This is a genomic window from Citrobacter sp. CFNIH10 (assembly GCF_002934585.1).
In the GTDB taxonomy this organism is placed as follows: Bacteria; Pseudomonadota; Gammaproteobacteria; order Enterobacterales; family Enterobacteriaceae; genus Citrobacter_A; species Citrobacter_A amalonaticus.
On the sequence record NZ_CP026216.1, the window covers coordinates 2861036 to 2882788 of the forward strand.

General features: G+C 54.7%; 21 protein-coding genes. 4 read left to right on the forward strand and 17 right to left on the reverse strand.

Annotation, left to right across the window (positions count from 1 at the left end; genetic code table 11):
• The first annotated feature begins 73 nt into the window (after positions 1-73).
• Positions 74-1240 (forward strand): ADP-forming succinate--CoA ligase subunit beta, encoded by a 1167-nt coding sequence (sucC, locus tag C2U53_RS17145; RefSeq protein WP_042320639.1) that lies wholly within the window; start codon positions 74-76, stop codon positions 1238-1240.
• Positions 1240-2109, forward strand: a complete 870-nt coding sequence (sucD, locus tag C2U53_RS17150) for a succinate--CoA ligase subunit alpha (RefSeq protein ID WP_043001365.1) — start codon at positions 1240-1242, stop codon at positions 2107-2109. Before sucC ends, sucD begins: the two co-directional genes overlap by 1 nt.
• A 166-nt stretch (positions 2110-2275) precedes the next feature.
• Here sucD and C2U53_RS17155 read toward each other — a convergent pair whose 3' ends face one another.
• Genes C2U53_RS17155 through otnK form a run of 8 tightly spaced genes read right to left on the reverse strand, consistent with a single transcriptional unit; the run spans position 2276 to position 9051 of the window.
• Positions 2276-2932, reverse strand: coding sequence for an aspartate/glutamate racemase family protein (locus tag C2U53_RS17155; protein WP_044266333.1), 657 nt, complete (start codon positions 2930-2932; stop codon positions 2276-2278).
• Entirely contained in the window at positions 2929-3348 is a 420-nt protein-coding gene (locus tag C2U53_RS17160) for a heme-binding protein (protein ID WP_104446152.1), read from the reverse strand. Before C2U53_RS17160 ends, C2U53_RS17155 begins: the two co-directional genes overlap by 4 nt.
• Positions 3349-3354: 6 nt before the next feature.
• Positions 3355-4701: a bile acid:sodium symporter family protein gene (locus C2U53_RS17165; protein WP_104446153.1), complete on the reverse strand. Its 1347-nt coding sequence runs from the start codon at positions 4699-4701 to the stop codon at positions 3355-3357.
• Between the two features lie 24 nt (positions 4702-4725).
• Positions 4726-5535, reverse strand: a complete 810-nt coding sequence (locus C2U53_RS17170) for a 3-keto-5-aminohexanoate cleavage protein (protein WP_043001361.1) — start codon at positions 5533-5535, stop codon at positions 4726-4728.
• Positions 5536-5571: 36 nt separating this feature from the next.
• Positions 5572-6348: a hydroxypyruvate isomerase family protein gene (locus tag C2U53_RS17175; RefSeq protein ID WP_044256547.1), complete on the reverse strand. Its 777-nt coding sequence runs from the start codon at positions 6346-6348 to the stop codon at positions 5572-5574.
• Positions 6329-7135 (reverse strand): DeoR/GlpR family DNA-binding transcription regulator, encoded by an 807-nt coding sequence (locus C2U53_RS17180; protein ID WP_042285318.1) that lies wholly within the window; start codon positions 7133-7135, stop codon positions 6329-6331. The genes C2U53_RS17175 and C2U53_RS17180 overlap by 20 nt, the downstream gene beginning before the upstream one ends.
• Positions 7136-7144: 9 nt before the next feature.
• Positions 7145-7789 (reverse strand): aldolase, encoded by a 645-nt coding sequence (locus C2U53_RS17185; RefSeq protein ID WP_054176183.1) that lies wholly within the window; start codon positions 7787-7789, stop codon positions 7145-7147.
• A complete protein-coding gene (gene otnK, locus C2U53_RS17190) occupies positions 7789-9051 on the reverse strand; it encodes a 3-oxo-tetronate kinase (protein ID WP_044266323.1) in 1263 nt (420 codons plus the stop codon). The genes C2U53_RS17185 and otnK overlap by 1 nt, the downstream gene beginning before the upstream one ends.
• Positions 9052-9423: 372 nt before the next feature.
• Here otnK and C2U53_RS17195 point away from each other — a divergent pair, with 372 nt between their 5' ends.
• Positions 9424-10317: a PocR ligand-binding domain-containing protein gene (locus C2U53_RS17195; RefSeq protein ID WP_054176155.1), complete on the forward strand. Its 894-nt coding sequence runs from the start codon at positions 9424-9426 to the stop codon at positions 10315-10317.
• On the opposite strand, the gene cobA is transcribed toward C2U53_RS17195, so the two are convergent.
• Entirely contained in the window at positions 10296-11075 is a 780-nt protein-coding gene (cobA, locus tag C2U53_RS17200; RefSeq protein ID WP_043001357.1) for a uroporphyrinogen-III C-methyltransferase, read from the reverse strand. The two genes, C2U53_RS17195 and cobA, sit on opposite strands and share 22 nt — an antisense overlap.
• A gap of 405 nt (positions 11076-11480) precedes the next feature.
• Here cobA and C2U53_RS17205 point away from each other — a divergent pair, with 405 nt between their 5' ends.
• The gene (locus tag C2U53_RS17205; RefSeq protein WP_043001356.1) at positions 11481-12389 is read left to right on the forward strand and encodes a LysR family transcriptional regulator; all 909 of its coding nucleotides are present in this window, start codon (positions 11481-11483) and stop codon (positions 12387-12389) included.
• A gap of 61 nt (positions 12390-12450) precedes the next feature.
• On the opposite strand, the gene cobO is transcribed toward C2U53_RS17205, so the two are convergent.
• From cobO to C2U53_RS17245, 8 genes are all read right to left on the reverse strand, one after another.
• Positions 12451-13053 carry a cob(I)yrinic acid a,c-diamide adenosyltransferase gene (cobO, locus tag C2U53_RS17210; protein ID WP_043001355.1) on the reverse strand — a complete coding sequence of 201 codons (603 nt, stop codon included), beginning with the start codon at positions 13051-13053 and terminating at the stop codon, positions 12451-12453.
• Positions 13054-13062: 9 nt separating this feature from the next.
• Positions 13063-14715, reverse strand: coding sequence for a class I fumarate hydratase (locus C2U53_RS17215; protein ID WP_043001354.1), 1653 nt, complete (start codon positions 14713-14715; stop codon positions 13063-13065).
• A 113-nt stretch (positions 14716-14828) separates the two neighbouring features.
• Positions 14829-15830 carry a glutaminase A gene (gene glsA, locus C2U53_RS17220; protein WP_044256534.1) on the reverse strand — a complete coding sequence of 334 codons (1002 nt, stop codon included), beginning with the start codon at positions 15828-15830 and terminating at the stop codon, positions 14829-14831.
• Between the two features lie 70 nt (positions 15831-15900).
• Entirely contained in the window at positions 15901-17208 is a 1308-nt protein-coding gene (locus tag C2U53_RS17225) for a dicarboxylate/amino acid:cation symporter (RefSeq protein ID WP_043001352.1), read from the reverse strand.
• A gap of 170 nt (positions 17209-17378) precedes the next feature.
• Positions 17379-17696 (reverse strand): DUF4387 domain-containing protein, encoded by a 318-nt coding sequence (locus tag C2U53_RS17230; RefSeq protein ID WP_042320615.1) that lies wholly within the window; start codon positions 17694-17696, stop codon positions 17379-17381.
• Positions 17693-19063 (reverse strand): acyclic terpene utilization AtuA family protein, encoded by a 1371-nt coding sequence (locus C2U53_RS17235; protein ID WP_044256532.1) that lies wholly within the window; start codon positions 19061-19063, stop codon positions 17693-17695. The genes C2U53_RS17230 and C2U53_RS17235 overlap by 4 nt, the downstream gene beginning before the upstream one ends.
• Positions 19064-19066: 3 nt before the next feature.
• Positions 19067-20308: a methylaspartate ammonia-lyase gene (locus C2U53_RS17240; protein WP_043001350.1), complete on the reverse strand. Its 1242-nt coding sequence runs from the start codon at positions 20306-20308 to the stop codon at positions 19067-19069.
• Positions 20308-21753, reverse strand: a complete 1446-nt coding sequence (locus C2U53_RS17245) for a methylaspartate mutase subunit E (RefSeq protein WP_043001349.1) — start codon at positions 21751-21753, stop codon at positions 20308-20310. Before C2U53_RS17245 ends, C2U53_RS17240 begins: the two co-directional genes overlap by 1 nt.

Here is a 21753-nt window from a genome sequence, read left to right on the forward strand (position 1 = left end):
CGCCATCCGGCACAAGCACCACGCCGGTCTACGGGTTTAAAGATAACGATTACCTGAAGGATGGACAGAACACATGAACTTACATGAATATCAGGCAAAACAACTTTTTGCCCGCTATGGCTTACCGGCGCCGGTGGGTTATGCCTGTACTACTCCGCGTGAAGCTGAAGAAGCGGCATCGAAAATCGGTGCGGGTCCGTGGGTAGTAAAATGTCAGGTTCACGCAGGTGGCCGCGGTAAAGCGGGCGGTGTGAAAGTTGTAAAAAGCAAAGAAGAGATTCGCGCGTTTGCTGAGCACTGGCTGGGCAAACGTCTGGTGACCTATCAAACAGACGCCAACGGTCAACCGGTCAACCAGATTCTGGTTGAAGCGGCGACCGATATTGATAAAGAGCTGTATCTGGGTGCGGTCGTTGACCGTAGCTCCCGTCGTGTGGTCTTCATGGCCTCCACCGAAGGCGGCGTTGAAATTGAAAAAGTGGCGGAAGAAACCCCGCACCTGATCCACAAAGTGGCGCTTGATCCGCTGACCGGTCCAATGCCGTATCAGGGACGCGAGCTGGCGTTCAAACTGGGTCTGGAAGGCAAACTGGTTCAGCAGTTTACTAAGATCTTCATGGGCCTGGCGACCATTTTCCTTGAGCGCGACCTGGCGCTGATCGAAATCAACCCGCTGGTTATCACCAAACAGGGTGACCTGATCTGCCTCGACGGCAAACTGGGCGCTGACGGCAACGCGCTGTTCCGCCAGCCGGATCTGCGCGAAATGCGCGATCAGTCTCAGGAAGACCCGCGTGAAGCGCAGGCAGCACAGTGGGAACTGAACTACGTCGCGCTGGATGGCAACATCGGCTGCATGGTTAACGGCGCAGGTCTGGCGATGGGCACCATGGACATCGTGAAACTGCACGGCGGCGAACCGGCTAACTTCCTTGACGTGGGCGGCGGCGCCACCAAAGAGCGCGTCACCGAAGCGTTCAAAATTATCCTCTCTGACGACAACGTTAAAGCGGTTCTGGTTAACATCTTCGGTGGTATCGTGCGTTGCGACCTGATCGCTGACGGCATTATCGGCGCGGTAGCGGAAGTGGGTGTTAACGTTCCGGTGGTGGTTCGTCTTGAAGGCAACAACGCCGAACTCGGCGCGAAGAAACTGGCTGACAGCGGCCTGAATATTATTGCAGCGAAAAGTCTGACGGATGCAGCTCAGCAGGTTGTTGCCGCAGTGGAGGGGAAATAATGTCAGTTTTAATTAATAAAGATACCAAGGTTATCTGCCAGGGCTTCACCGGTAGCCAGGGGACATTCCACTCCGAACAGGCAATTGCCTACGGTACGCAGATGGTTGGCGGCGTAACGCCAGGCAAAGGCGGCACCACGCACCTGGGCCTGCCGGTATTTAACACCGTGCGTGAAGCCGTAGAAGCGACGGGCGCCACCGCGTCGGTTATCTACGTGCCGGCACCGTTCTGCAAAGACTCCATTCTGGAAGCCATCGACGCAGGCATTAAGCTCATCATCACTATCACCGAAGGCATCCCGACGCTGGATATGCTGACCGTGAAGGTGAAGCTGGATGAAGCCGGTGTACGCATGATCGGCCCGAACTGTCCGGGTGTTATCACCCCGGGCGAATGCAAAATCGGCATCATGCCTGGTCACATTCATAAGCCGGGTAAAGTAGGTATCGTCTCGCGTTCCGGTACGCTGACCTATGAAGCGGTTAAGCAGACCACCGACTACGGTTTCGGCCAGTCCACCTGTGTGGGCATCGGTGGCGACCCGATCCCTGGCTCTAACTTCATCGACATCCTGAAACTGTTCCAGGAAGATCCGCAGACCGAAGCGATCGTGATGATCGGTGAGATCGGCGGTAGCGCGGAAGAAGAAGCGGCGGCCTATATCAAAGATCACGTGACCAAACCGGTTGTTGGCTACATTGCCGGTGTGACCGCGCCGAAAGGCAAACGTATGGGTCACGCAGGCGCCATTATCGCCGGTGGTAAAGGGACTGCGGATGAGAAATTCGCTGCTCTGGAAGCCGCTGGTGTGAAAACCGTTCGCAGCCTGGCCGATATCGGCGAAGCGCTGAAAGCCGTCATTAAGTAAAAGCAATAAAACAGCCCAACCCCTGCATTTACCCGTGATGCAGGGGAAAGGGCTGGTCCATTTTCGACATGGTTGGCCATCTGATGATGGCCTTTTTTTTTGCCTGTCTGTTTGCCGGATGGCGCTGGCGCTTATCCGGCCTAGGGGGGAGTGTTGACTTGCCAGGTTATGCGCTTTCCGCCAGCGTTTTCAGCCAGCGGATGCCGCTTTCCGGAGAGGTCATCACCGGGACGGGCGGCGACGGAAGCTGCTGCAGAACGCGCGCCATCGACGCTTGCGCCAGCATAACCACATCAGCCTGTTTATACGCGCTGTGCAATCCTTCGCTGACGATGCGATCGTGGGTTTCCATATCGCCCGCCAGCAGAGCATGGAAGGCCTCTTCCATCAATATCGGCGTCACGGTACATTGCTTACCACTGGCCTGTACTTTGCGTTGCACATACTCCAGCGTCGGTTTCATCGTGGTGGCGACGGTGGCCAGCACGGCAATGTTCTCACCCAGGCTAATGGCTTGTTCCACCATCGCGCAGTCGATACGGGCAAGCTGCAGCGGTGTCATAAACTGACACTGTTCAACCGCCGTGCCAATGGACGAACAGGCGGTGATGAAGATCTCGCAATCCGCTTTTTCGGCTATGTGGACGTAGTCGGCAATGCGTGCCGCAATGTTCGGCGTCACGCCTCCGGCCTTCATCACCTGCTTAATCATCGACTCTTCGACCAGGTGCATCACGTCCGCTTCTGGCATGATGTCGCCGATCAGTTGCTGCATCATGGCGAGCGTGGCGGAACTGGTGTGAAGCATAGCGATCTTTTTCATTCTGCGAACTCCTTGAGCAAACATTCGGCAACGGCCATAGCCGCATCGTGATCTTCCTGGGCGGACAGTCCACCAACCGCAACGGCCCCTAGGCATTTACCGTTGTGTAGAATCGGTACGCCACCGGGCAGCGCGGTAAAACGTGGGTCAGCAAAGTAGCTGATATCCAGTGACTCATTTTGCAGACGTTGCAAAAACGCCAGAGTGGTGCAACCTAAACGGCTGCTGGTGCGTGCTTTGCGCTGCGTCAGCTCAATGGTCAACAGTTTGGCGTTATCCATACGGGCAAAGCTCAGTAACTCGCCGTGAGCGTCGCACACCGCCACGCTGAGCGGACGTTGCGCATAACGGGTGTCGGCGAGATCGAGCGCGCAGTCTACCGCACGTCGTGCCTGTTGCAGGGTTAAAGTCATCATGGTGAGTTATCCTTTTGACAGAGGTTCTGATACCGGCTGAGCAGGCGAACTCTCGCTCTGGGCCTGCGCCTGTCGGGCATCCTTTTTGCGCCAGTAGTTAGCCAGCAGCGAGCCGCTGACGTTGCCAAGCGGCGTCATGACCGCAGAGGCGAGACCAACGGTGGCCAGTTTTCCCATCGCGGCGGCAAGACCTGATGCCATCCCGCCGTTTTGCAGTCCGACTTCGAAGGCTACCGTCCGGGCGGACTGAACATCCATGCGGAAGATCCAGCGGCTCATCAGATAGCCAATCATGAAGCCGCCGAGGTTGTGTATCAGCATGGCGAAGCAGAGCAGGAAGCCGACCTGAACCAGGTTGTCGCGCCCGGCTGCCGCTGCCGTAGTGGTGAAGAAAATGATGCCCATCATCGAAATGGTCGGCATGATCTTCTTAACGCCGGCCACGCGTCCATACAGCCAGTTATAGAACAGCGCCCAGATGATCCCGCCAGCCACAAAGTTCAGCACCACCGCATACATTTGCGCGTCGGCGCTGGCGCTACCAAACAGCGTGTCCCAGCCGCCGGTAAGCATATACAGCAGCCAGATGGCGCTGATCCCGGCCAGCGTTTGCACGGTACGACGCCCCTGCACGCCGGCATAGGTTTTCAGGTAGTCATGTAAAATCGCCGCGCCAATCGGGATCAACACGATTTTCACGACGTCCATCACCATCGCCGTGAGCTGGATGTCGATCATTGAACCCGCCAGCAGATTCACCCACAGCGGGGTCATGACCGTCGCCGCCAGCGTCGAGACGGCGGCGATCGAGACCGCCAGCGCCAGGTTGGCGTTGGCGATATACACCATGACGGTGGAGGAGAGCCCACTGGGACAGGAACCAATCAGCAGAATGCCTACCGCCACTTCCGGCGGAAAGTCAAAGATCAGCGTGATGCTCAGGCCGAGCAGAGGCATGATGACGAAATGACAGAAGGTGCCGATAAACACCGCCCAGGGCATTTTAGCGACGTCGATAAAGTCCTGAATCGTGAGTTTGGTGCCCATACTGAACATGGTCGCCTGGATCACCAAAAAGACGATCCATTTATGGGTGATGTTGAATCCGCCCCAGACGATTAGATCGGTTGACCAGGTCATCGCCGCGACAAAGCCGGCAATGATCCACAGGGTAAACTGGTAGCTGCGAAGATTTGTCCAGTAGCCAGCACCTGCCGCGAAGCCTGTCGTCAGCATCACCAGCCCCGGCTGCCAGAGGGCGGGAGACTGCATCAGGGCGCCAATTGCCGCCAGGACGCCACCGGCGATGCAGACGCCCAGTCCGGTTTTGTGAATAACGGTTGTGATAGTCATGGTGAAATGTCCTTTCTCTCGCTATTACTGCCGTGGTGGAATAGCTAACATTTGCCGCGCAATATCCGGCGTGGCGACCTTTTTATCCATACTGCGAATAAGCGTGGCGAGTTTGGCAACCTGCTGATAATTATGCTGAGCTTTCTCTTCGGCGCTTAAATAATAGCTATCTTCAAAACCAATTCTCACTTCACTGGCACCCATGCCGACCGCTGCCGCAATAATATCGAAATTCTTGCGGCCAAAATGGGTAATTCCCCATAAGGCGTCGCGAGGGATCATACTGCGCAAGGCAATTAACGCATCAACCGTCGCGGGTGAACTTCCACGGTGTCCGAGGACAATATTGAATAACATCGGTTTCTTGAACGATATTTTTTCTTCCAGCGCCAGAATGTTATTAATCATGCCAATTTCGAAAACTTCAAATTCAGGAATAATGGAACGTTGGGTTATTTGTTGCGAACAATATTCAACGTCCGGTCCGGGATTGACGTACACGGCATCGCCGAGGTTAACAGAGCCGACGTTCAGCGACGCCATTTCGACGCCGGGACAGTCCAGAGGCGCGCAGCGCTCGGCAATCGACATGGTGGAGACGCCACCGGTTGAGGCCTGAATAATCAGGTCGGAATGGCGCATGACGTGGTCAATTGTCGCCTGAAAATCGGTGGTGTCCGACGTCAGACGACCTTGTTTATCGCGAACGTGTAAATGCACGATGGCTGCACCCTGTTCGACGCTGGCCAGTATTTCCTGCGCCAGTTCTTCGGGTATAACTCTGGGGCAATCCGCGGCAACGGGTGCCAGCGAAATAATAACAGTATCCGACATGTGTTCCTCCGGTTTTCCGGTACAGAGATATTAAAATTATAAGTACGGTGTCATCCAGCGTAACGATTCGGGCCCTGGTGTTGACGGTTTATATTCACAACCTATCCAGCCCTGATAACCTGTCTGCTTAATAAATTCAAAAAGCCATGTTTCATTTAATTCTCCCGTTCCCGGTTCATGGCGGCCGGGTACAGAAGCAATCTGAAAGTGTTTAATGATCGGTAAATAATGTTGAATAAGATGTGTAACATTACCGTGTATTTTTTGGCAGTGGTAAATATCAAACTGTAAGCCGATATTTTTTCTGTTCACTTCGCGAATAAGACGTTCAGCCAGTGGAAAGCTATCAACAAAATAACCAGGCATATCGTCCGGGTTTAACGGTTCAATCAACACGTCGATATCGGCCCCAACCATGACGTCACAGGCGATACGCAGTCGGTCGGTTAATTGCTCATACTGGGCGTTAGCGGAAAGTCCGGCCACGCGCAATCCGGCCATGACGTGCACCTTGCGACAGCCCAGTGCCGTGGCGTAATCGCGGGCAATCAGCAGACTGCGATGATACTCCTCGTCACAGCCTGGCAGGGAGGCCAGTCCGCGTTCACCGGCCTGCCAGTGACCCGCTGGCGCATTCATCAGCGCCACCGGCAGACCGGTTTCCCGTTGCGCCGCCAGCAGCACATCCAGCGGATGCTGCCAGAGAAACAGCCCTTCAACGCCGTGAAAACCCGCCGCCTTTGCGGCCTGAAAGCGCTCCGCAATGGGACGTTCGCAAAACAGCCAGTCAAGGTTAGCCGCTAACTTCAGCATGATGCGTTCCCTCCCGGCAATCCACCAGGTGCAGTTTCACGCCCTGGCTGGCAATGGTGTCCTGCGCTACGTCGGGTAACCGGTTATCCGAAATAATGTCGGTCAGTTGATCCAGCGAGCAGATGTGGAACATCCCGTATTTGCCAAATTTACTGCTGTCGCAGACCAGCACCCGACGGCGGGAGACGGTGAGCACGGCCTCTTTCACCGAGGCTTTGCCTTCGCTGGGGGTCGACATTCCACGTTCGGTATCCCACGAGGACGAACTGAGAAACGCCACGTCTATATTGATCGTGCGCAGAAAACTGGCGGCGCTTTTCCCAAGGCATGAGCGGTTGCGCTGATCCACCAGTCCGCCGGTGTGATACAGCGTGATGTGCGGCATATCCATCAGGTAGTGGCTGATGGAAAAATCGTTCGTCACCACCGTCAGGTTGAAGCAGTGGCTGGCGGCGACGGCTTTCGCCACTTCAAACAACGACGTTCCCGCATCGAGATACAGCGTTTGCCCTGGTTCTATCAACATCGCGGCTAGTTGCCCCATCCGTCGCTTCACGTCATGATGCAGCTCGGCCTTTTCCCGCCACGGCAGCTCCGATTTCAGCAGATTGTTGAGTTTCACCCCGCCATTGATCGAGATGACTTTGCCTTCTTCTTCCAGCAACTGAATATCGCGGCGCACGGTCATGTGCGACACGCTCATCAGATCCGCCAGCTCATTAAACGAGGCGACGTTTTTTTCATGCACGTAGCGGTAGATAAAATCACGTCGTTGTTCGGGGATCATCCTCTCACCTCATGCTCGCCGGGATTGTTCGAGTTCAGCTACTGCTTCCGCCGTTAGCGGCACGTAGCCGAGTGGTTTTAAGGTCAGCCAGATGCGGGCGCTGTCTTCCAGCTCTTCGGCATTAAACACCGCCTCACGAAGTGAGCGACCACTGACTACCGGGCCGTGATTTGCCAGGAGCGCGGCAGTATGGTCCGCCGCAATCTCGCTGAGTGCGCTGGCAATCCCCTCATGACCGGGTTTGAAATAGGGCAACAGAGGCAACTGCCCGACGCGCATTACGTAGTACGGCGTTAACGGCGGCAGACAGTTTTCCGGTGTGCTGCATGGCAGACAGGAAAGGGCGGTCAGCCATGGCGAATGCAGATGAACCACCGCGCCGCAGGCCGGACGATGACGATACCAGGCCAGGTGCATGGGCACTTCTTTCGACGGTTTATCGCCACTGAGGTGAACCCCGCTGGCATCCAGTTTACTGAGCGTTGCGGCGTCCAGCTCGCCCAGACAGGAGTTGGTCGGCGTGACCAGATAGCCGCCGTCCGGCAGTTTTACGCTCAGGTTGCCCGAACCACCGCTGCTGAAGCCGCGCATAAACAGAGAACGACCGTAGTGCACCAGCTGTTCGCGGAGTTGTTGTTCGTTAAGCTGACTCATCATGCAGACTCCTGCGCGGTGAAAAAGAAGTCTTCGTCACCGAAGTTGCCTGACTTCAGCGCCAGCGCGAGCGGCGGCTCGGCGGAGAACACCCACGGCACGCCGGGCGCGATGGCTTTGCCGACCGTCAGTCGCGTCACCTGTAACGCCTCCACTACGGTGCCGGACGTTTCGCCACCGGCGACGATAAAACTGTTTACGCCTGCGGCCTGCAATTTGGCCGTCAGTCTGGCAAAGGTATGCTCAATCGCCCGGCTGGCGCGCTGCTCGCCGTACTCCTGTTGAATGCGTTTCAGCGCTTCCGGCGGCTGGGTGGCGTAAATCAATGGAGCGAGCGCGTCATCGACATGAGTCATTGTCCACCGCGACAGCTCGTCGCTGTAACGCTCTGCGTCTGTCAGGCAGCGCGCCACGTCGAGTAGAAGGGAAGCGGCCTGTGCTTTATAGCGATTCACCTGGCGGTTACTCATGGCGGAACAACTTCCGGAAAACACCACCGTTTTTGCCGGCTGCGGGAAGGGATGTACCGCTTCCCGCCTACGCTGTGGTGCGGCGCAAGCGGCCAGTGCACCACCCAGGCCGGAACCGCCCGCCAGCAACGGTGTATGACGTAAGGCCTGAGCGAGGGTCTGCAGATCGGCTTCGCTGAAGGTATCCACGATCACGTGACGTACACCTTCAGACTGGCAGCGTTCCAGCGCGTGAGTGACCGCTTCCACACCTTTCTGAATCGTGCTGAGGTCAATGCGCCCGACAGCGCTGGCAGTTTGCGCCGTGAGCAGGCGAATCAGGTTCGCATCGGTCATCGGGTTGAGCGGATGTTTCTCCATGCCGGATTCATTCAGTAATACGCCATTCACAAACAAATGACCGTGAATCACCGTCCGTCCGTTTTGTGGCAGGGCTGGGCAGTGAACGATGTACGGCGCGTGCATCGCTTCTATCAGCGCATCGCTGACCGGACCGATATTCCCGGCGGGGGTGGAATCAAAGGTGGAGCAATATTTAAAGTAAATTTGCCGCGCACCTGCCGTGTGGTGCAGCCATTGCCAGCAGCGTAATGATTGATCGATGGCCTGGTCAGCCGGTAGAGAACGGCTTTTCAGCGAGATGACAATCGCGTCGACCTCTTCATTCCACGGCTGCGCGGCGTCTGGCATTCCGGGCAGCAGCGCGACCCTCCAGCCTTGCTCAGCCATAAAACTTGCGATATCCGTTGCGCCAGTAAAGTCGTCGGCGATAACACCTGTCGTGACGGGCATACATCCACTCCGTTCAGATTATCTTGTCATTGAGCCTATTATTCAGGAGGGCGTTTCACATTCACATGATGATTCTCACAAATAAGCACATCATAAAATTGTATGTTATTTATATAACTAATTGAAAATAATAAATAAAATGATGGTTGATGTTGAAATGAAACTCACAGGAAGATGTGAAGATTCGTTAATCTTTGGGAAAAGTTGTCACAGCAGTCGGTGGACTGGTGTTGAGGAGCGCGGGGGGCGCTCTTGCAATTTGATCATAATCACCTGATTAAATGAGATTATTTTTTGCGGTCAGGGTCATTTTTTCACCTGGACAAATTAAGCATAGTAGCGACGTTATCCAGACCACTGACGGAGCGTAACGTGCCTCAGCATATTCAGGACGATGTCTTACACACTTTTTACTCACTGGCAGAGGTATTTTCTAAGGCGACCGGGCTCGCCGCCGTGGTGGTAGACATTAATGGTCGGGAAATCTCTGCCTGTCATAATTTTAATTCGTTCTGTTCATTACTGCGCGCCAATCCGCAATACCAAAAAACGTGTCAGAAATGTGATAAATATTGCGCTTTTGAAGGGTTAAAAGAAGAAAAAATCAGAATACTCTGCTGTCATGCGGGGTTGAGTTTTTTCTCTATGCCATTAATTCGTCAGGGGCATCTGCTGGGATTTATTATTTGCGGTCAGGTGCGCGCAAAGTATCCGGAATATAAAACTATTGTCATTGATGACGATCGGCAGTGGGCTTCCGATCCTAAAATTAAATCAGCCTGGAATCAGGTCGCGATTGTTGAAAATAATCATCTGGTGGCAGCGGCAAACCTGCTCAGCTTTATTATTAACAATCTCAGTCCGGTTCAGCGTAAAACGGTGGATACCGCTGATGTGCAGTTGAGCGACCTGCGTCTGTCGGCAATGGAACTTTCTCGCCACGAAAAGAAACTGGTCGCTGCACTGCGCTATATTGATGAACACTTATACGAGGAACTGACGCTGGAGTCGGTGGCCGCGCATGTCTGTTTAAGCGCCAACTACTTTAGCCGTTTCTTTAAGAAACGGCAGGGAGTGAATTTTAAAACCTGGGTGAGCCAGAAAAAAATGCAGCGGGCGAGTGAGTTGCTGCGCGATCCGAAGAACTCTATCGACAGCATCGCCCGGAAACTTCAGTATGCGCAGACCAGCTATTTTTGTCGGGTGTTCCGGGCGGCTCACCAGACGTCTCCGCAGTCATTCCGTCATGAACACCTCTCGCTGTAGGCGCGTTCCATCACCTCGGGAATAAAAGAGAGTCGGTCGCTCAAACGGACAACATCGCCAACCACAATCAGTGCCGGTGGCACAATATTCGCTTCCTGTGCTTTCGTGAGTAATGTACCGAGCGTACAAGTTAAGCGCCGCTGATTGTCCCGGGTAGCCGACATCACAATCGCCGCGGGTGTGGCCGGTGATTTGCCTCCCATCAGCAGTTCTTCACAAATAAACGGCAGGTTAGCGATCCCCATAACAATCACCAGCGTGCCGTTGAGCTTCGCCAACTGCCGCCAGTCCTGCTGCTGATTACCTTCGCGGGTATGTCCTGTCACGACATGAAAACCGGATGCCAGGTCGCGGTGGGTCACCGGGATCCCGGCGCAGGCCAGCCCGCCAATGGCGGAACTGATCCCCGGCACCACTTCGAAAGCAATGCCTTCTTCGACCAGACATTCCACCTCTTCGGCACCGCGGCCAAACACGTAAGGATCGCCGCCTTTCAGGCGCACAACGTTCCGCTGTGTTCGCGCATGCTGGATAAGCAGGGCATTGATCTCCTCCTGAGGAACACTATGATAGCCCGGACTTTTGCCAACGTTGATGCAGGTACAGCTCGCTGAGCACCACTCAAGCATTTTAGGATTGACCAGCCGATCGTAAATGATGACATCAGCCTGTTGAATACACTGCAGGGCTTTAAGGGTCAGTAAGCTGATATCACCAGGACCTGCACCAACCAGCCAGACTTTTCCGGAATTTTTCATATGTCGTCCTTAATTATTGTCGGGAAAAACGGTAAAAATAGTAAAAGCAGATAAAAAAACGTCATCGTTTGCTTATCGTTGAGTGAACTGAATTCTCCTGAAATAATAAGTAAATAATATTGATTAAACCCGCAAAGTTTTTTCTCCGATAAACAAGTTATCTTGAAAAATTATTAAGAACTTATTGGCGCTATTTGTCGCAAAATAACCTTAATTAAATTGTGTTTATGGCCAGTCTTGCGTATTATTGGTTATTATTTGTTCGCCCCCTGTGTGAATAAACCATGGAGTGGATCAATGACATCCAGGTAGGAAATAAAATATAACTCTCAGGCCAATCGGGAGTCGGTTGCATTTATTTTTTATAAATTAAACTATTTTTGTACGCGGCATATGGAAGACGTTATGAGAGGAAAGATACCAAAGACTGAATTACTGGTGACGTTTGAAGTGGTGGCACGTCATGAAAGTTATACGCGTGCGGCGGAGGAGTTAGCATTAACGCAAAGTGCTGTATTTCGCCAGGTGAATGCACTTGAGGATTTTCTGCATACTGCATTATTTAATCATGCCAAAAAGCGGATTTTTTTAAACGAGGCCGGGAAGCATTATTTGAGCATTGTTAAAGAAACGCTAAATAAACTTGAGCGTGATACGAATACCATTATGACCTGGCAGCCCACGGTCGAAGTCATTGAACTGGCGGTCAACCCGACCTTCAGCACCCACTGGCTGATCCCCAATCTGCGTGAATTCAACAAACTTAACCCCGATATTATCGTTAATATTCACTCGCTGGCGAACATGGGCGATTTCCTCAACCGTGAATATGATGCGGCCATTATGCGTGAAGACTTCTGTTCGCCGTGGTCAGAAGTGGAGTATCTGTTCGAAGAGGAAATCCTCCCGGTTTGTAGCGGCAGTTTGCTGTCGCAGCCCAACCAGAAACTGGCGGTTGAAGAGTTGCTCAATGAGTTTCCCTTGTTGCATCAAAGTACGCGAATTAACGGCTGGCAGGAGTGGTTCGCCCTGTCGGATGTCAGTAGCCCACTGGTCAACAAAGGCCCGCGTTTTGATCTGCTGTCGATGCTGATCGCCGCGGTGCGATCGAATTTGGGGGTTGCGCTGCTCCCACGTTTTGCGATCCAGCACGATCTGGACAACGGTGACATGGTGATCCCTTGCGATGTGCCCATGCGCACGGGTAATCGTTTCATCATGACCTGGCGGGAAGAAAAAGCGGAATCCCGTCATTTACAGGTTTTCCGCGACTGGCTGTTACAAAAATCGGTGGTATCTCACCTGGAACGCTGACGGCGGATGACGGGTAAACGGGAAGCCGGATAAGCGCATGCGCCATCCGGCAACGACGTAACTACCAGTCAATTCCTGCCTGAGCCTGAATACCGCTGTCAAACGCATGCTTGACCGGGCGCAGTTCGCTCACCGTATCGGCAAGCTCCAGTAACTGCGCGTGACACCCTCGCCCGGTCACAATCACACTCTGCTGCGCCGGACGCTCCCGAATGGCGGCAATCACCTCGTCAGTATCCAGGTAGTGATACGCCAGCATGTATGTAAGTTCATCCAGGACCACCAGATCGTAATGCGCATCGGCCAGCATGCGCTTGCTCTCTGTCCAGACAGCCTGCGCCGCCGCGATATCCGCCTCGCGGTTTTGCGTTTCCCAGGTAAACCCGGTACCCATAATGTGAAACTCAACCCCCAGCGGATGCAGGGTGTTGTATTCGCCATTATCCCACTGGCCTTTGATAAACTGCGCGACGCCAACGGTTTTACCATGACCCACCGCACGGGTGGCAGTGCCAAAGGCGGCCGTGGATTTCCCTTTTCCATTTCCGGTAAATACGATCAAAATCCCTTTTTGTTCCGTGGCGGCGGCCACACGGATTTCCACCTGTTCTTTCAGCTTTTGCTGACGCTGGCGATGACGGTCGCCATTGGCTCGCGCTTGCATAAACGCTCCTTAATGTCCTGCCGGGCAGGATGCACAACGATGCTGTTGTTCAAACTGACTGAAGAAGTTGTTTCCTTTGTCGTCTACCAGCACGAAGGCAGGCAGGTTTTCAACTTCCATCATCCAGACCGCTTCCATTCCCAGTTCGGGATATTCGAGGCAGCGCAGGCTTTTCACGTATTGCTGCGCCAGCAAGGCGGCGGCGCCACCGATGCTGCCGAGGTTGAATCCGCCGTGTTTATGGCAAGCCTCGGTGACTTGCGCACTGCGGTTGCCTTTGGACAGCATGATCAGGCTACCGCCAGCGGCCTGGAAAGCGTCGACATAGCCGTCCATGCGCCCGCCGGTGGTTGGCCCGAGCGAACCACAGGCCATCTGATCCGGCGTTTTAGCCGGGCCGGCATAGTAGACAATGTGATCTTTCATGTACGCTGGCATCGCTTCGCCGTTGTCCAGGCGCTCTTTGAGTTTGGCATGCACGATGTCGCGGGCGACGACGATCGGGCCGTTTAGCGAAAGCCGCGTGCCGACTGGCAGGGCGGATAAATCATGCAGGATCTCGCGCAGCGGACGGTTCAGATCCAGGTTTACGCTCTGTGCGCTGTTCTCGATGCGGCTGGATTCAGGGATAAATTTACCTGGGTTATGCTCGAGTTTTTCCAGCCAGATCCCGTGTTTGTTGATCTTCGCTTTGATATTGCGATCGGCGGAGCAGGAGAGCGCCATCGCGATCGGGCAGGAGCCGCCGTGGCGCGGCAGACGAATTACGCGAATATCATGGGCGAAATATTTACCGCCAAACTGCGCGCCAATGCCAAATTCGCGGCTGGCATTGAGCAGCGCGGATTCCAGCGCCGTGTCACGAAACGCCTGACCCAGCTCATTACCGCTGGTGGGCAGGTTGTCGTAATACTTGGTTGAGGCCAGTTTGGCGACCTTGAGCGCCTGATCTGCGGAGAGACCGCCGACGACAAAAGCGATGTGATACGGCGGGCAGGCTGCGGTGCCCAGTGATTTCATCTTCTCGATCAGGAATGCGGTGAGCTTTTCCGGTTGCAGGATCGATTTGGTCTCCTGGAACAGCGCCGCCTTGTTGGCTGAGCCGCCGCCCTTATTGACAAACAAGAAGCGGTATTCGTTACCCGGTGTGGCGCTGATATCGATCTGCGCCGGCAGGTTGGTGCCGGTATTCACCTCGGTATACATATCCAGTGGGGCGTTTTGCGAATAGCGCAGGTTATTTTCTTTAAAGGTGGTGTAAATCCCTTTGCTGAGCGCTTCGGCGTCATCGCCGCCGGTCCATATCTGTTGGCCTTTGCTGGCGACCACTGTCGCCGTACCTGTATCCTGGCAGTTCGGCAGCACGCCTTTCGCCGACACTTCCGCATTACGTAACAGCTGCAGGGCGACATATTTGTCGTTACTGCTGGCCTGCGGATCGTGCAGGATGCTGGCGATCTGCTTTAAATGTCCGGAGCGCAGGAAGAACGATGCTTCATAGAATGCCTGTTGCGCCAGCAGCGTTAATGCTTCCGGCGCCACTTTGATGACCTCTTCGCCATCTAACTCTGTCACCGTAACATGCTGATTGCTCAGTAATTCGTATTCCGTACTCTCTTTGCTTTGTACAAAGAGTTCTTGCCAGACAAAGGGTTTAGACATGTTACTTCTCACGTTAAGGTTGATATCGCCGGAGGGCGGCGTCGCGCCGTATCCGACCTACAAAAATGCCTGATTCGTAGGCCGGATGCGCATGAGCGCCATCCGGCATCCACTTAATGCGCCATAAAGAGATTGGCCTGTGTTGCATGGGCAACATATTCAATAGTCTGCTGGGCGCGCACGCTGTTCCCGGCGCTGTCCAGCGGCGGTGAGTAAACGGCAATGGCGTACTGTCCCGGTACCACCGCGACCATGCCCCCGCCGACGCCGCTTTTCGCCGGAATACCGACGGTGTACAGCCATTTTCCGCTGCCGTCATAGAGACCGGCGATGGCCATTTCAGCCAGCACCTGCGGTACATAGCGCTCATTGAGCAACTGTTTGCCGTTGAACGGCGATTTACCCTTGTTGGCCAGCACGGCACCCATTTTGGCAAGCTGCTCAACGGTGACGTCTACTGAACACTGGCGGGTGTAAATCTCTACGGCCTCCTGCGTATCGCCGTAGAAGCTGTTGTACGATGCCATCAGTTGCGCCAGCGCCTGATTGTGCTGGTTGGTCTCCATTTCCGATCTGAATACCGGTTCATTGACCGTGAGCGTGGCGTCGGCCCAGGCGTTCAGGTTGGTGAGGATTTTGTTCCAGCGGTCGGTTTTGTCTTTGGCGTCAATCAGGCTGACGGTACTCATGGCACCTGCATTGACCAGCGGATTCTCCGGTGCGCCCTTCGTGAGTTCGACCGCGAGACCGGAATTAAAGGGCAGGCCGGTGGCATTAGCGCCGAGTTTATCCAGCACCTCCTGTGGCCCGTGCTGTTCCATCGCCAGCGCGAGGGTGAAGACTTTGCTCAGCGATTCCATCGGGAATGCTTTGTTGATGTCTCCTGCCTGGTAAATTTTGCCGTCAACGGTAGCGAGGGTAATGGCGAAGTTGTTGGGGCTGTAAGTGGCAAGGGCAGGGATGTAGTCGGCGACTTTGCCGTCGTTGTTACTTTTGTATTTCTGGTGTGCCTGTTCTATCAATGCGGCGTAATCCGGCGCCGTTTGCGCCAGCGCGGCGGCGCTAAAAAACAGGCTGGCGGTTAACATGCTCGCGCCGAAGAATTTTACGTTCATGGTGCAACCTTGTTGGTGTGATTGGCATGTTGCCGGAAGGGGCGAGTGCTTATCCGGCAACCTTATATCATCAGGACATCACCACTTCTGACGGCTCAGTGGCAGGACGCTCCTGTTCTGGCGTTTTGACCGGCGCAGTACCCCGGCAGCCGGAACCGAAATGTTCGCCTTCCCAGCGACTGACAATCGCGGCGCCCATGGCGTTACTCATCACGTTGGTTGCAGAACGGCCCATGTCGAGGAACGGATCGACGCCCATCAGCAGGATCAGACCGGCTTCCGGAATGTTGAACTGGTTGAGGGTAGCGGCAATGACCACCATCGAGGCACGCGGTACGCCTGCCATACCTTTAGAAGTCAACATCAGGATCAGCAGCATGGTGATTTGCTCGCCCATGCTCAGCTCAATGTTGCACGCCTGCGCGATAAAGACGGTGGCAAACGAGCAGTAGGCCATTGAACCCACGAGGTTGAAGGAGTAACCGATAGGCAGTACGAAACTGGCAATCTTGGACGAGACGCCGAATTTCTCCAGCTTATCCAGAGTACCCGGGAACGCGGCTTCCGAGCTGGACGTGGTAAATGCCAGTAGTGCCGGTTCGAGGATCGCTTTCGTCAGGCGACCGATGCACGGACCGACAATCATCGTTGACAGGCCGATGAGGATCGCCCACAGCATACCCAGCGTCAGGTAGAACTCACCCATGAAGATCCCGGCGCTCACCATCACGCCCAGCCCGCGTTCAGCGATAAGCCCGGAGATAGCGGCGAATACCGTTAACGGGGCGAACAGCATGACGTAACCCGTCAGTTTCAGCATGACGTGAACCAGAGAGTCGAGCACCTTCACGATCGGTTCGGCTTTCTCACCAATCGCCGCCAGGCTACAGCCGAGAAAGATTGAGAACACAACGATTTGCAGGATTTCGTTACGCGCCATGGCGTCAACGATACTGGTCGGTACGGCGTGAGAAATAAACACTTTCAGCGTGAACGGTTCAGACTGAACGGCCGCCACGGCCCCGGCGTCATGGGCAACAAAGTTAATGCCCGCGCCTGGCTGGAACAGGTTGACGATCACCAGACCCAGCGCAATCGACAGCAGTGAGGCGCAAATAAACAGGAAAAAAGTTTTTGAAAATATACGCCCCAGCGTTTTCGCATCGCCCATTTTCGCGATGCCGACAACCAGGGTTGAAATAACCAACGGCGCGATAATCATTTTCACCATACGTAAGAATATGGTGGTGAAAATAGAGATATCCTGCGCATACGATTTTGCTGTATCAGCCGATGCCATATTATTAATAGCCACCCCGGCAATCATGCCGAGTATCAGGCCTAATATGATCATTTTTGTTAGACTTATTTTCTTCATGTTTACTCCATCGGATCTAGGCTGGTCTGTGAAGTGTTGTAGGGTCGCGTGCGCCAGAGCCAGGACAGCAGCTTAGACGCACGCAGGTTATGACCAACCGCATGAATTATCTGGAATACAGTGATACAGCGAAATCCTGTACGCCAATGGACGTTGTTGTATTTTATTGGTTACAGATCGAACTCAATACTTAATAACGGCGCATGCTGCTGCGCGCCATAAACATCATTGTCACCAACGTTGCCGGAAATAATATCGCGAGGCATCACGATTTTTACGGCATTCGCCGGGTCAAACCAGACGATGCGATGAATAAAATCAGGTTCAACGTTATATAAGCGGGCAATTAACTGCGGGGTTAATTGCTCAGAACGTTTTACCCGCTGATAGTCTTCGCGCGTTTTAAATAAAATATCTAACACCAGTTCATACGGTCCGGCGTTTTTAGAACGAATCACCTGCGCCAGGGTGCAAATAGCGTGTTTCATGCCTGAACTCCTTCTGGCGTCACCTGTTCGATATGGAAGTCAAAACGCAGGGCGTCGCTGGCTTCGATCAGGTGATAGATTGAGAACTCATACACCGGCCCGCTTTGAATGTCGGATGGCGAGAACGGGAAGGCGAGGTTGCCTGCCGTGGCGATCCGGTTTTCGTAGCCGTAGTGCAACAGAGTAGATCGCACCAGCGAACAGACGCTGTTGGCGATATCCTGCGTCGGCGCGACCACGTCCAGCAAAATGCCCAGCTCATGCCCGGCGGTTTGCACCGGTTCATGGTTACCCATCACGCCGTTCTTGCCGTACAGGTGGAACGTCATGCGGATGCTGTCATCATTCAGCGAGAGGTTGCGGGCGACGCTGGCCTGAACTTCTTCGAGAATGGTGTCGATGCTGGCAATCATGATCGGATCGCGGGTACCGGCGATGGTCAGGCAACGGAAGCCCACCTGACGCGCGCCTTCCAGTTTCAGCGCATACGGCGTTGCTTCATGACGTGAACCGCTGACGTACACTTCGCCATCGTTTACCGCTTTGAAACTGCACCCTTTCAGGTTCAGCACGCCGCCCGGGCCTGGCAGGAAGTACGGATCGGATTTCTCATACAGGGTATGTGCCGCCGCCGACGTTTCGGTGAACTTGCGTTTCGGGTTGAACGTCTTCAGCGTAAAGCCGTTGTCGTCGATAATCCCCATTGCGCAGTCAGAACCGGAACCTGGGGTGGCGGCAATGGCCGCACATTCCAGGATCTTGCCACAGTGCAGCGCCAGACCTTCATCAAAGCCCTGCATAATCGGCAGCGCCGCGAAGCAGGCCGGATCATAAGCCCGCCCGCCCAGCACCACCTGCGCACCGGCTTCCAGCGCCCGCTGGAACGGTTCGATCCCCATCTGCGCCACGATGTAGGTGCTCTCTTCGATCGCCTCGTGGGTCAGTGCCGGAACAAAGTCCAGCGCGGTGATTTTGCCGTTATCCAGCGCCTGGTGAACCACCTCTTTATTGACATCCGATGGGATCAGCGCCATGGAGAAGGACAGTTTTTCTTCCTGTGCGATCTCCAGGATAATCTGCCGACACCACTCAAGGTGCGGTGCAGCACCGGATCCCCCGGCGGTGCCGATCACCACCGGAATGTTGTTCTTAACGCCCGCCGTGATCATATAGCGCAGATCGCGTTTCACTCCGGCCCGATCGGTAAACGGTTTACCCGCCCCCAGGTAGTGGGGGCCGGGATCGGAGGAGCCTGCGTCAACCGCGATCAGATCCGGTGACTCTTCCATGGCTTTACGAAAGCTCTCTTCCGGGAAGCCATAGCCCAGGATAGCCGTCGGCGATAAGATCTTAAATGTGCGTGCCATCTCTTAATCCTTAGTCTGCAACAGCGCGATGGTGCGGTTCATTTCGTTAAATACGATATTGAGACCTTCATCGAAGCCCATACCCGGCTTGATCAGCATACGCATTGGACGGGCGGCAAGAGCCACGTGGACGCAGGTGCGGGCGCTGATTTCGGTTTCGTTGCAGGTGCCGCCCTGGTAGGCTTCCATCCCGTGCTTGTTGCAGTACAGCACCGCGTCAACGATGTTGTGAATGCCGCCGAGATCCGGGGTTTTGATCTGCACCATGTGGCAACTACCGGCATCGGTGAAGTCCACGATGTCCTGATAGGTGTTGCACCATTCGTCGGCGACAATTTTCACGCCGGAACCCAGACGGGTCAGCTCTTTGGTGATCGCGGTCAGCATGCGGATCTGATCCGGTTTGTTGCCTGCATCGACCGGGCCTTCAATGTACAGCGGCAGACCCTGCGCTTCTTTTTCGAGGCTGGCGATATACTCGGCGCAGCGCACCGGGTCCATGTCGAAGATCAGACCGATGGTGCCATACACGTCGATATGCAGCGTCGGGTGATAGCGTGGGCTGGTGCGCAGGCTGAGAATACGGTCGGACAACCAGCGCACGTACTCACGCAGTTTTTCGCCTTTAAAACCGAGCTTCTCTTCAACGTTGTTGATCAGCGCGTGCGGCAGGACGTCAACGCCTTTGAGGATCATCTTGTCGACGGCGATGTAGCGGTCGTCGCCGCTCTGACCAAATAAAGGAATGGCTTCTGGTACGCACGGCAGTTGCCATTCGTCACACACCACTTCGGTTTTCAGACGACCTGAGGCCAGCGCGGTGGCGTCAAGCAGCGCCTGCGACAGACCGTAACGAACGGCGGTATGCAGCAAATTACCGTCGATGCGCAGTTTGTCGAAGAAACGGGCGTTCGGCAGGAACGCATCCACATCGCGGCCTTCCAGCAGCGGCTTAATATGATCGTTGAGGAACGGAATAAAATGTTCAGCCAGGAACAGCGGATCGCGGCCGCCGGCACCGGAGTACTGCACTGCGGCGCAATCACCCACCGCGACGGCGCCGTTTTCCAGAATCAGTTGTACGGAAACGCACTCGCCAGCCTGGCGGACAGAGGTAAAGCCCGGGGTAACCGGCGCACCGGTATAAATGAACCCGTCATGACCTGCGCCATTTTTGATCGCCTGCTGGTCATCAAAATAGAATGAGGAGTAGCCAGCGGTGAAAAGCGCCTGTTTAATTTTCATTATGGTCTTCCTATTAATTGACTGTGGGATACAGCGTTGATGTCATCAACAACCATCTGGAATGAGGGTTTACGTCCTTCGAAATGGGCACGTTCGGCGACGTAATCGTGGTGTAGAGCGAGAATGTCCTGCGGCAGCGGAACGGAGCCGGCTTCCAGAATACGGATCGCCCCGGCGTTATCGCGAACTGGCAGGATTTTACCGGCGTTACAGGAGGCAGGAGCGAAAGGTACGTCCAGCACGCCTGCTTCGAAGGCCAGCACGGTGCCGCGCGCAACATCGCCGTTGCCCAGCTCAAACACTTTCTTCAGAACCGCACGAACTTCGCTCTTAATCAGTTCCACTTCCTGCTCGACGGCGGCACACGGCGGGAATTTCTGGTCACTGACCATGTTGAGCATCTGACGTGACGCACGCAGCCCCTGGGCATTTGCCGCCGCTGTCGGAATACCGAAGGCTTCATGCGGGCTCTTGGTGATCACTTTGGTCGCGCCGGACATACCGGCGACCGCTGCGCCCCAGGAGATAATGGCGAATGCTTTGGATTCGTCTTCCGGGAAACCGCCCATCCACTGGTGGAAGACGGTGCTCAGCTCGTAATCATCAAAACCGTAGTTCTGGAAATATTCATGAGACAGTTCACGCAGGGACTGAATCGCTGCGATATCCTGCGTGAGGCTACCGACCTGGCCGTAGCCGACGGTAATCGACTTCACGCCCTGTTCCAGCGCCAGCAGACCTTCGATAATCGCCACTGCGTGAGACATGAACGGCGGGATCAGCGTGCCGGTCAACGGGCCGAATGGTTCGCGGTTAATGCGAATGCCATGTTCTTCATACAGCCCCATCAGACGGTCGCAGTACTGCCAGTCGCGAATCGATTTTTCCAGCGTCACGCGCTTGGCGTAAGGAATGTTGTAGGAGATCCCGCCGCCTTCATAGCTGGTGAAGCCGCTGGCCATGGCGATCTCCGCCAACAGACGCGCATCCGGCGTACCGTGACGGACCTGAATCGGTTTCTCCAGCGCTTCGGTCATCCGACGACAGGCCGCCACACCGTGGTTAACCACCGGCAGTCCGTTGAGTTTTGAGGTCCCGGCTTCGATAGATTTCTGGATCCCAATGGCGGCTTCTTCATAACGATTCAGACGGGTGTAGGCATCGATGGTGCTCGGCAGCAGGTCACACTCAACCTGCAGGGTTTTCAGCAGTTCGATATGCTCATCCATCAACGCCACACCGGCACGCGGTTGGCTCAGGGTTTTCCCTTCCTGATCCGCCTTCAGCAAGGCATGAGAGAAACGTTTTTTCTCAGGAATGGTCTGCTGATACTTCACGCCATCTTCAAAATGTTCGACGTCTTTGCCGGTATGCCACGTCTGCAACACCTGATGCCGTTCGGTCATAAATTCGTCATGGGTTAATTTTTTATTTCGAAGTTCCAT

Bases quoted from the DNA above. Each gene is read 5' to 3' on its own strand.
- glsA (WP_044256534.1), bottom strand. From the start codon at position 15,830: ATGAACGTAAAATTCTTCGGCGCGAGCATGTTAACCGCCAGCCTGTTT.
- C2U53_RS17160 (WP_104446152.1), bottom strand. From the start codon at position 3,348: ATGATGACTTTAACCCTGCAACAGGCACGACGTGCGGTAGACTGCGCG.
- C2U53_RS17170 (WP_043001361.1), bottom strand. From the start codon at position 5,535: ATGTCGGATACTGTTATTATTTCGCTGGCACCCGTTGCCGCGGATTGC.
- C2U53_RS17155 (WP_044266333.1), bottom strand. From the start codon at position 2,932: ATGAAAAAGATCGCTATGCTTCACACCAGTTCCGCCACGCTCGCCATG.
- C2U53_RS17165 (WP_104446153.1), bottom strand. From the start codon at position 4,701: ATGACTATCACAACCGTTATTCACAAAACCGGACTGGGCGTCTGCATC.
- C2U53_RS17175 (WP_044256547.1), bottom strand. From the start codon at position 6,348: ATGCTGAAGTTAGCGGCTAACCTTGACTGGCTGTTTTGCGAACGTCCC.
- C2U53_RS17185 (WP_054176183.1), bottom strand. From the start codon at position 7,789: ATGAGTCAGCTTAACGAACAACAACTCCGCGAACAGCTGGTGCACTAC.
- otnK (WP_044266323.1), bottom strand. From the start codon at position 9,051: ATGCCCGTCACGACAGGTGTTATCGCCGACGACTTTACTGGCGCAACG.
- C2U53_RS17180 (WP_042285318.1), bottom strand. From the start codon at position 7,135: ATGATCCCCGAACAACGACGTGATTTTATCTACCGCTACGTGCATGAA.
- C2U53_RS17230 (WP_042320615.1), bottom strand. From the start codon at position 17,696: ATGAAACACGCTATTTGCACCCTGGCGCAGGTGATTCGTTCTAAAAAC.
- C2U53_RS17235 (WP_044256532.1), bottom strand. From the start codon at position 19,063: ATGGCACGCACATTTAAGATCTTATCGCCGACGGCTATCCTGGGCTAT.
- C2U53_RS17245 (WP_043001349.1), bottom strand. From the start codon at position 21,753: ATGGAACTTCGAAATAAAAAATTAACCCATGACGAATTTATGACCGAA.
- sucC (WP_042320639.1), top strand. From the start codon at position 74: ATGAACTTACATGAATATCAGGCAAAACAACTTTTTGCCCGCTATGGC.
- C2U53_RS17225 (WP_043001352.1), bottom strand. From the start codon at position 17,208: ATGAAGAAAATAAGTCTAACAAAAATGATCATATTAGGCCTGATACTC.
- C2U53_RS17215 (WP_043001354.1), bottom strand. From the start codon at position 14,715: ATGTCTAAACCCTTTGTCTGGCAAGAACTCTTTGTACAAAGCAAAGAG.
- C2U53_RS17205 (WP_043001356.1), top strand. From the start codon at position 11,481: ATGAGAGGAAAGATACCAAAGACTGAATTACTGGTGACGTTTGAAGTG.
- C2U53_RS17240 (WP_043001350.1), bottom strand. From the start codon at position 20,308: ATGAAAATTAAACAGGCGCTTTTCACCGCTGGCTACTCCTCATTCTAT.
- cobO (WP_043001355.1), bottom strand. From the start codon at position 13,053: ATGCAAGCGCGAGCCAATGGCGACCGTCATCGCCAGCGTCAGCAAAAG.
- sucD (WP_043001365.1), top strand. From the start codon at position 1,240: ATGTCAGTTTTAATTAATAAAGATACCAAGGTTATCTGCCAGGGCTTC.
- cobA (WP_043001357.1), bottom strand. From the start codon at position 11,075: ATGAAAAATTCCGGAAAAGTCTGGCTGGTTGGTGCAGGTCCTGGTGAT.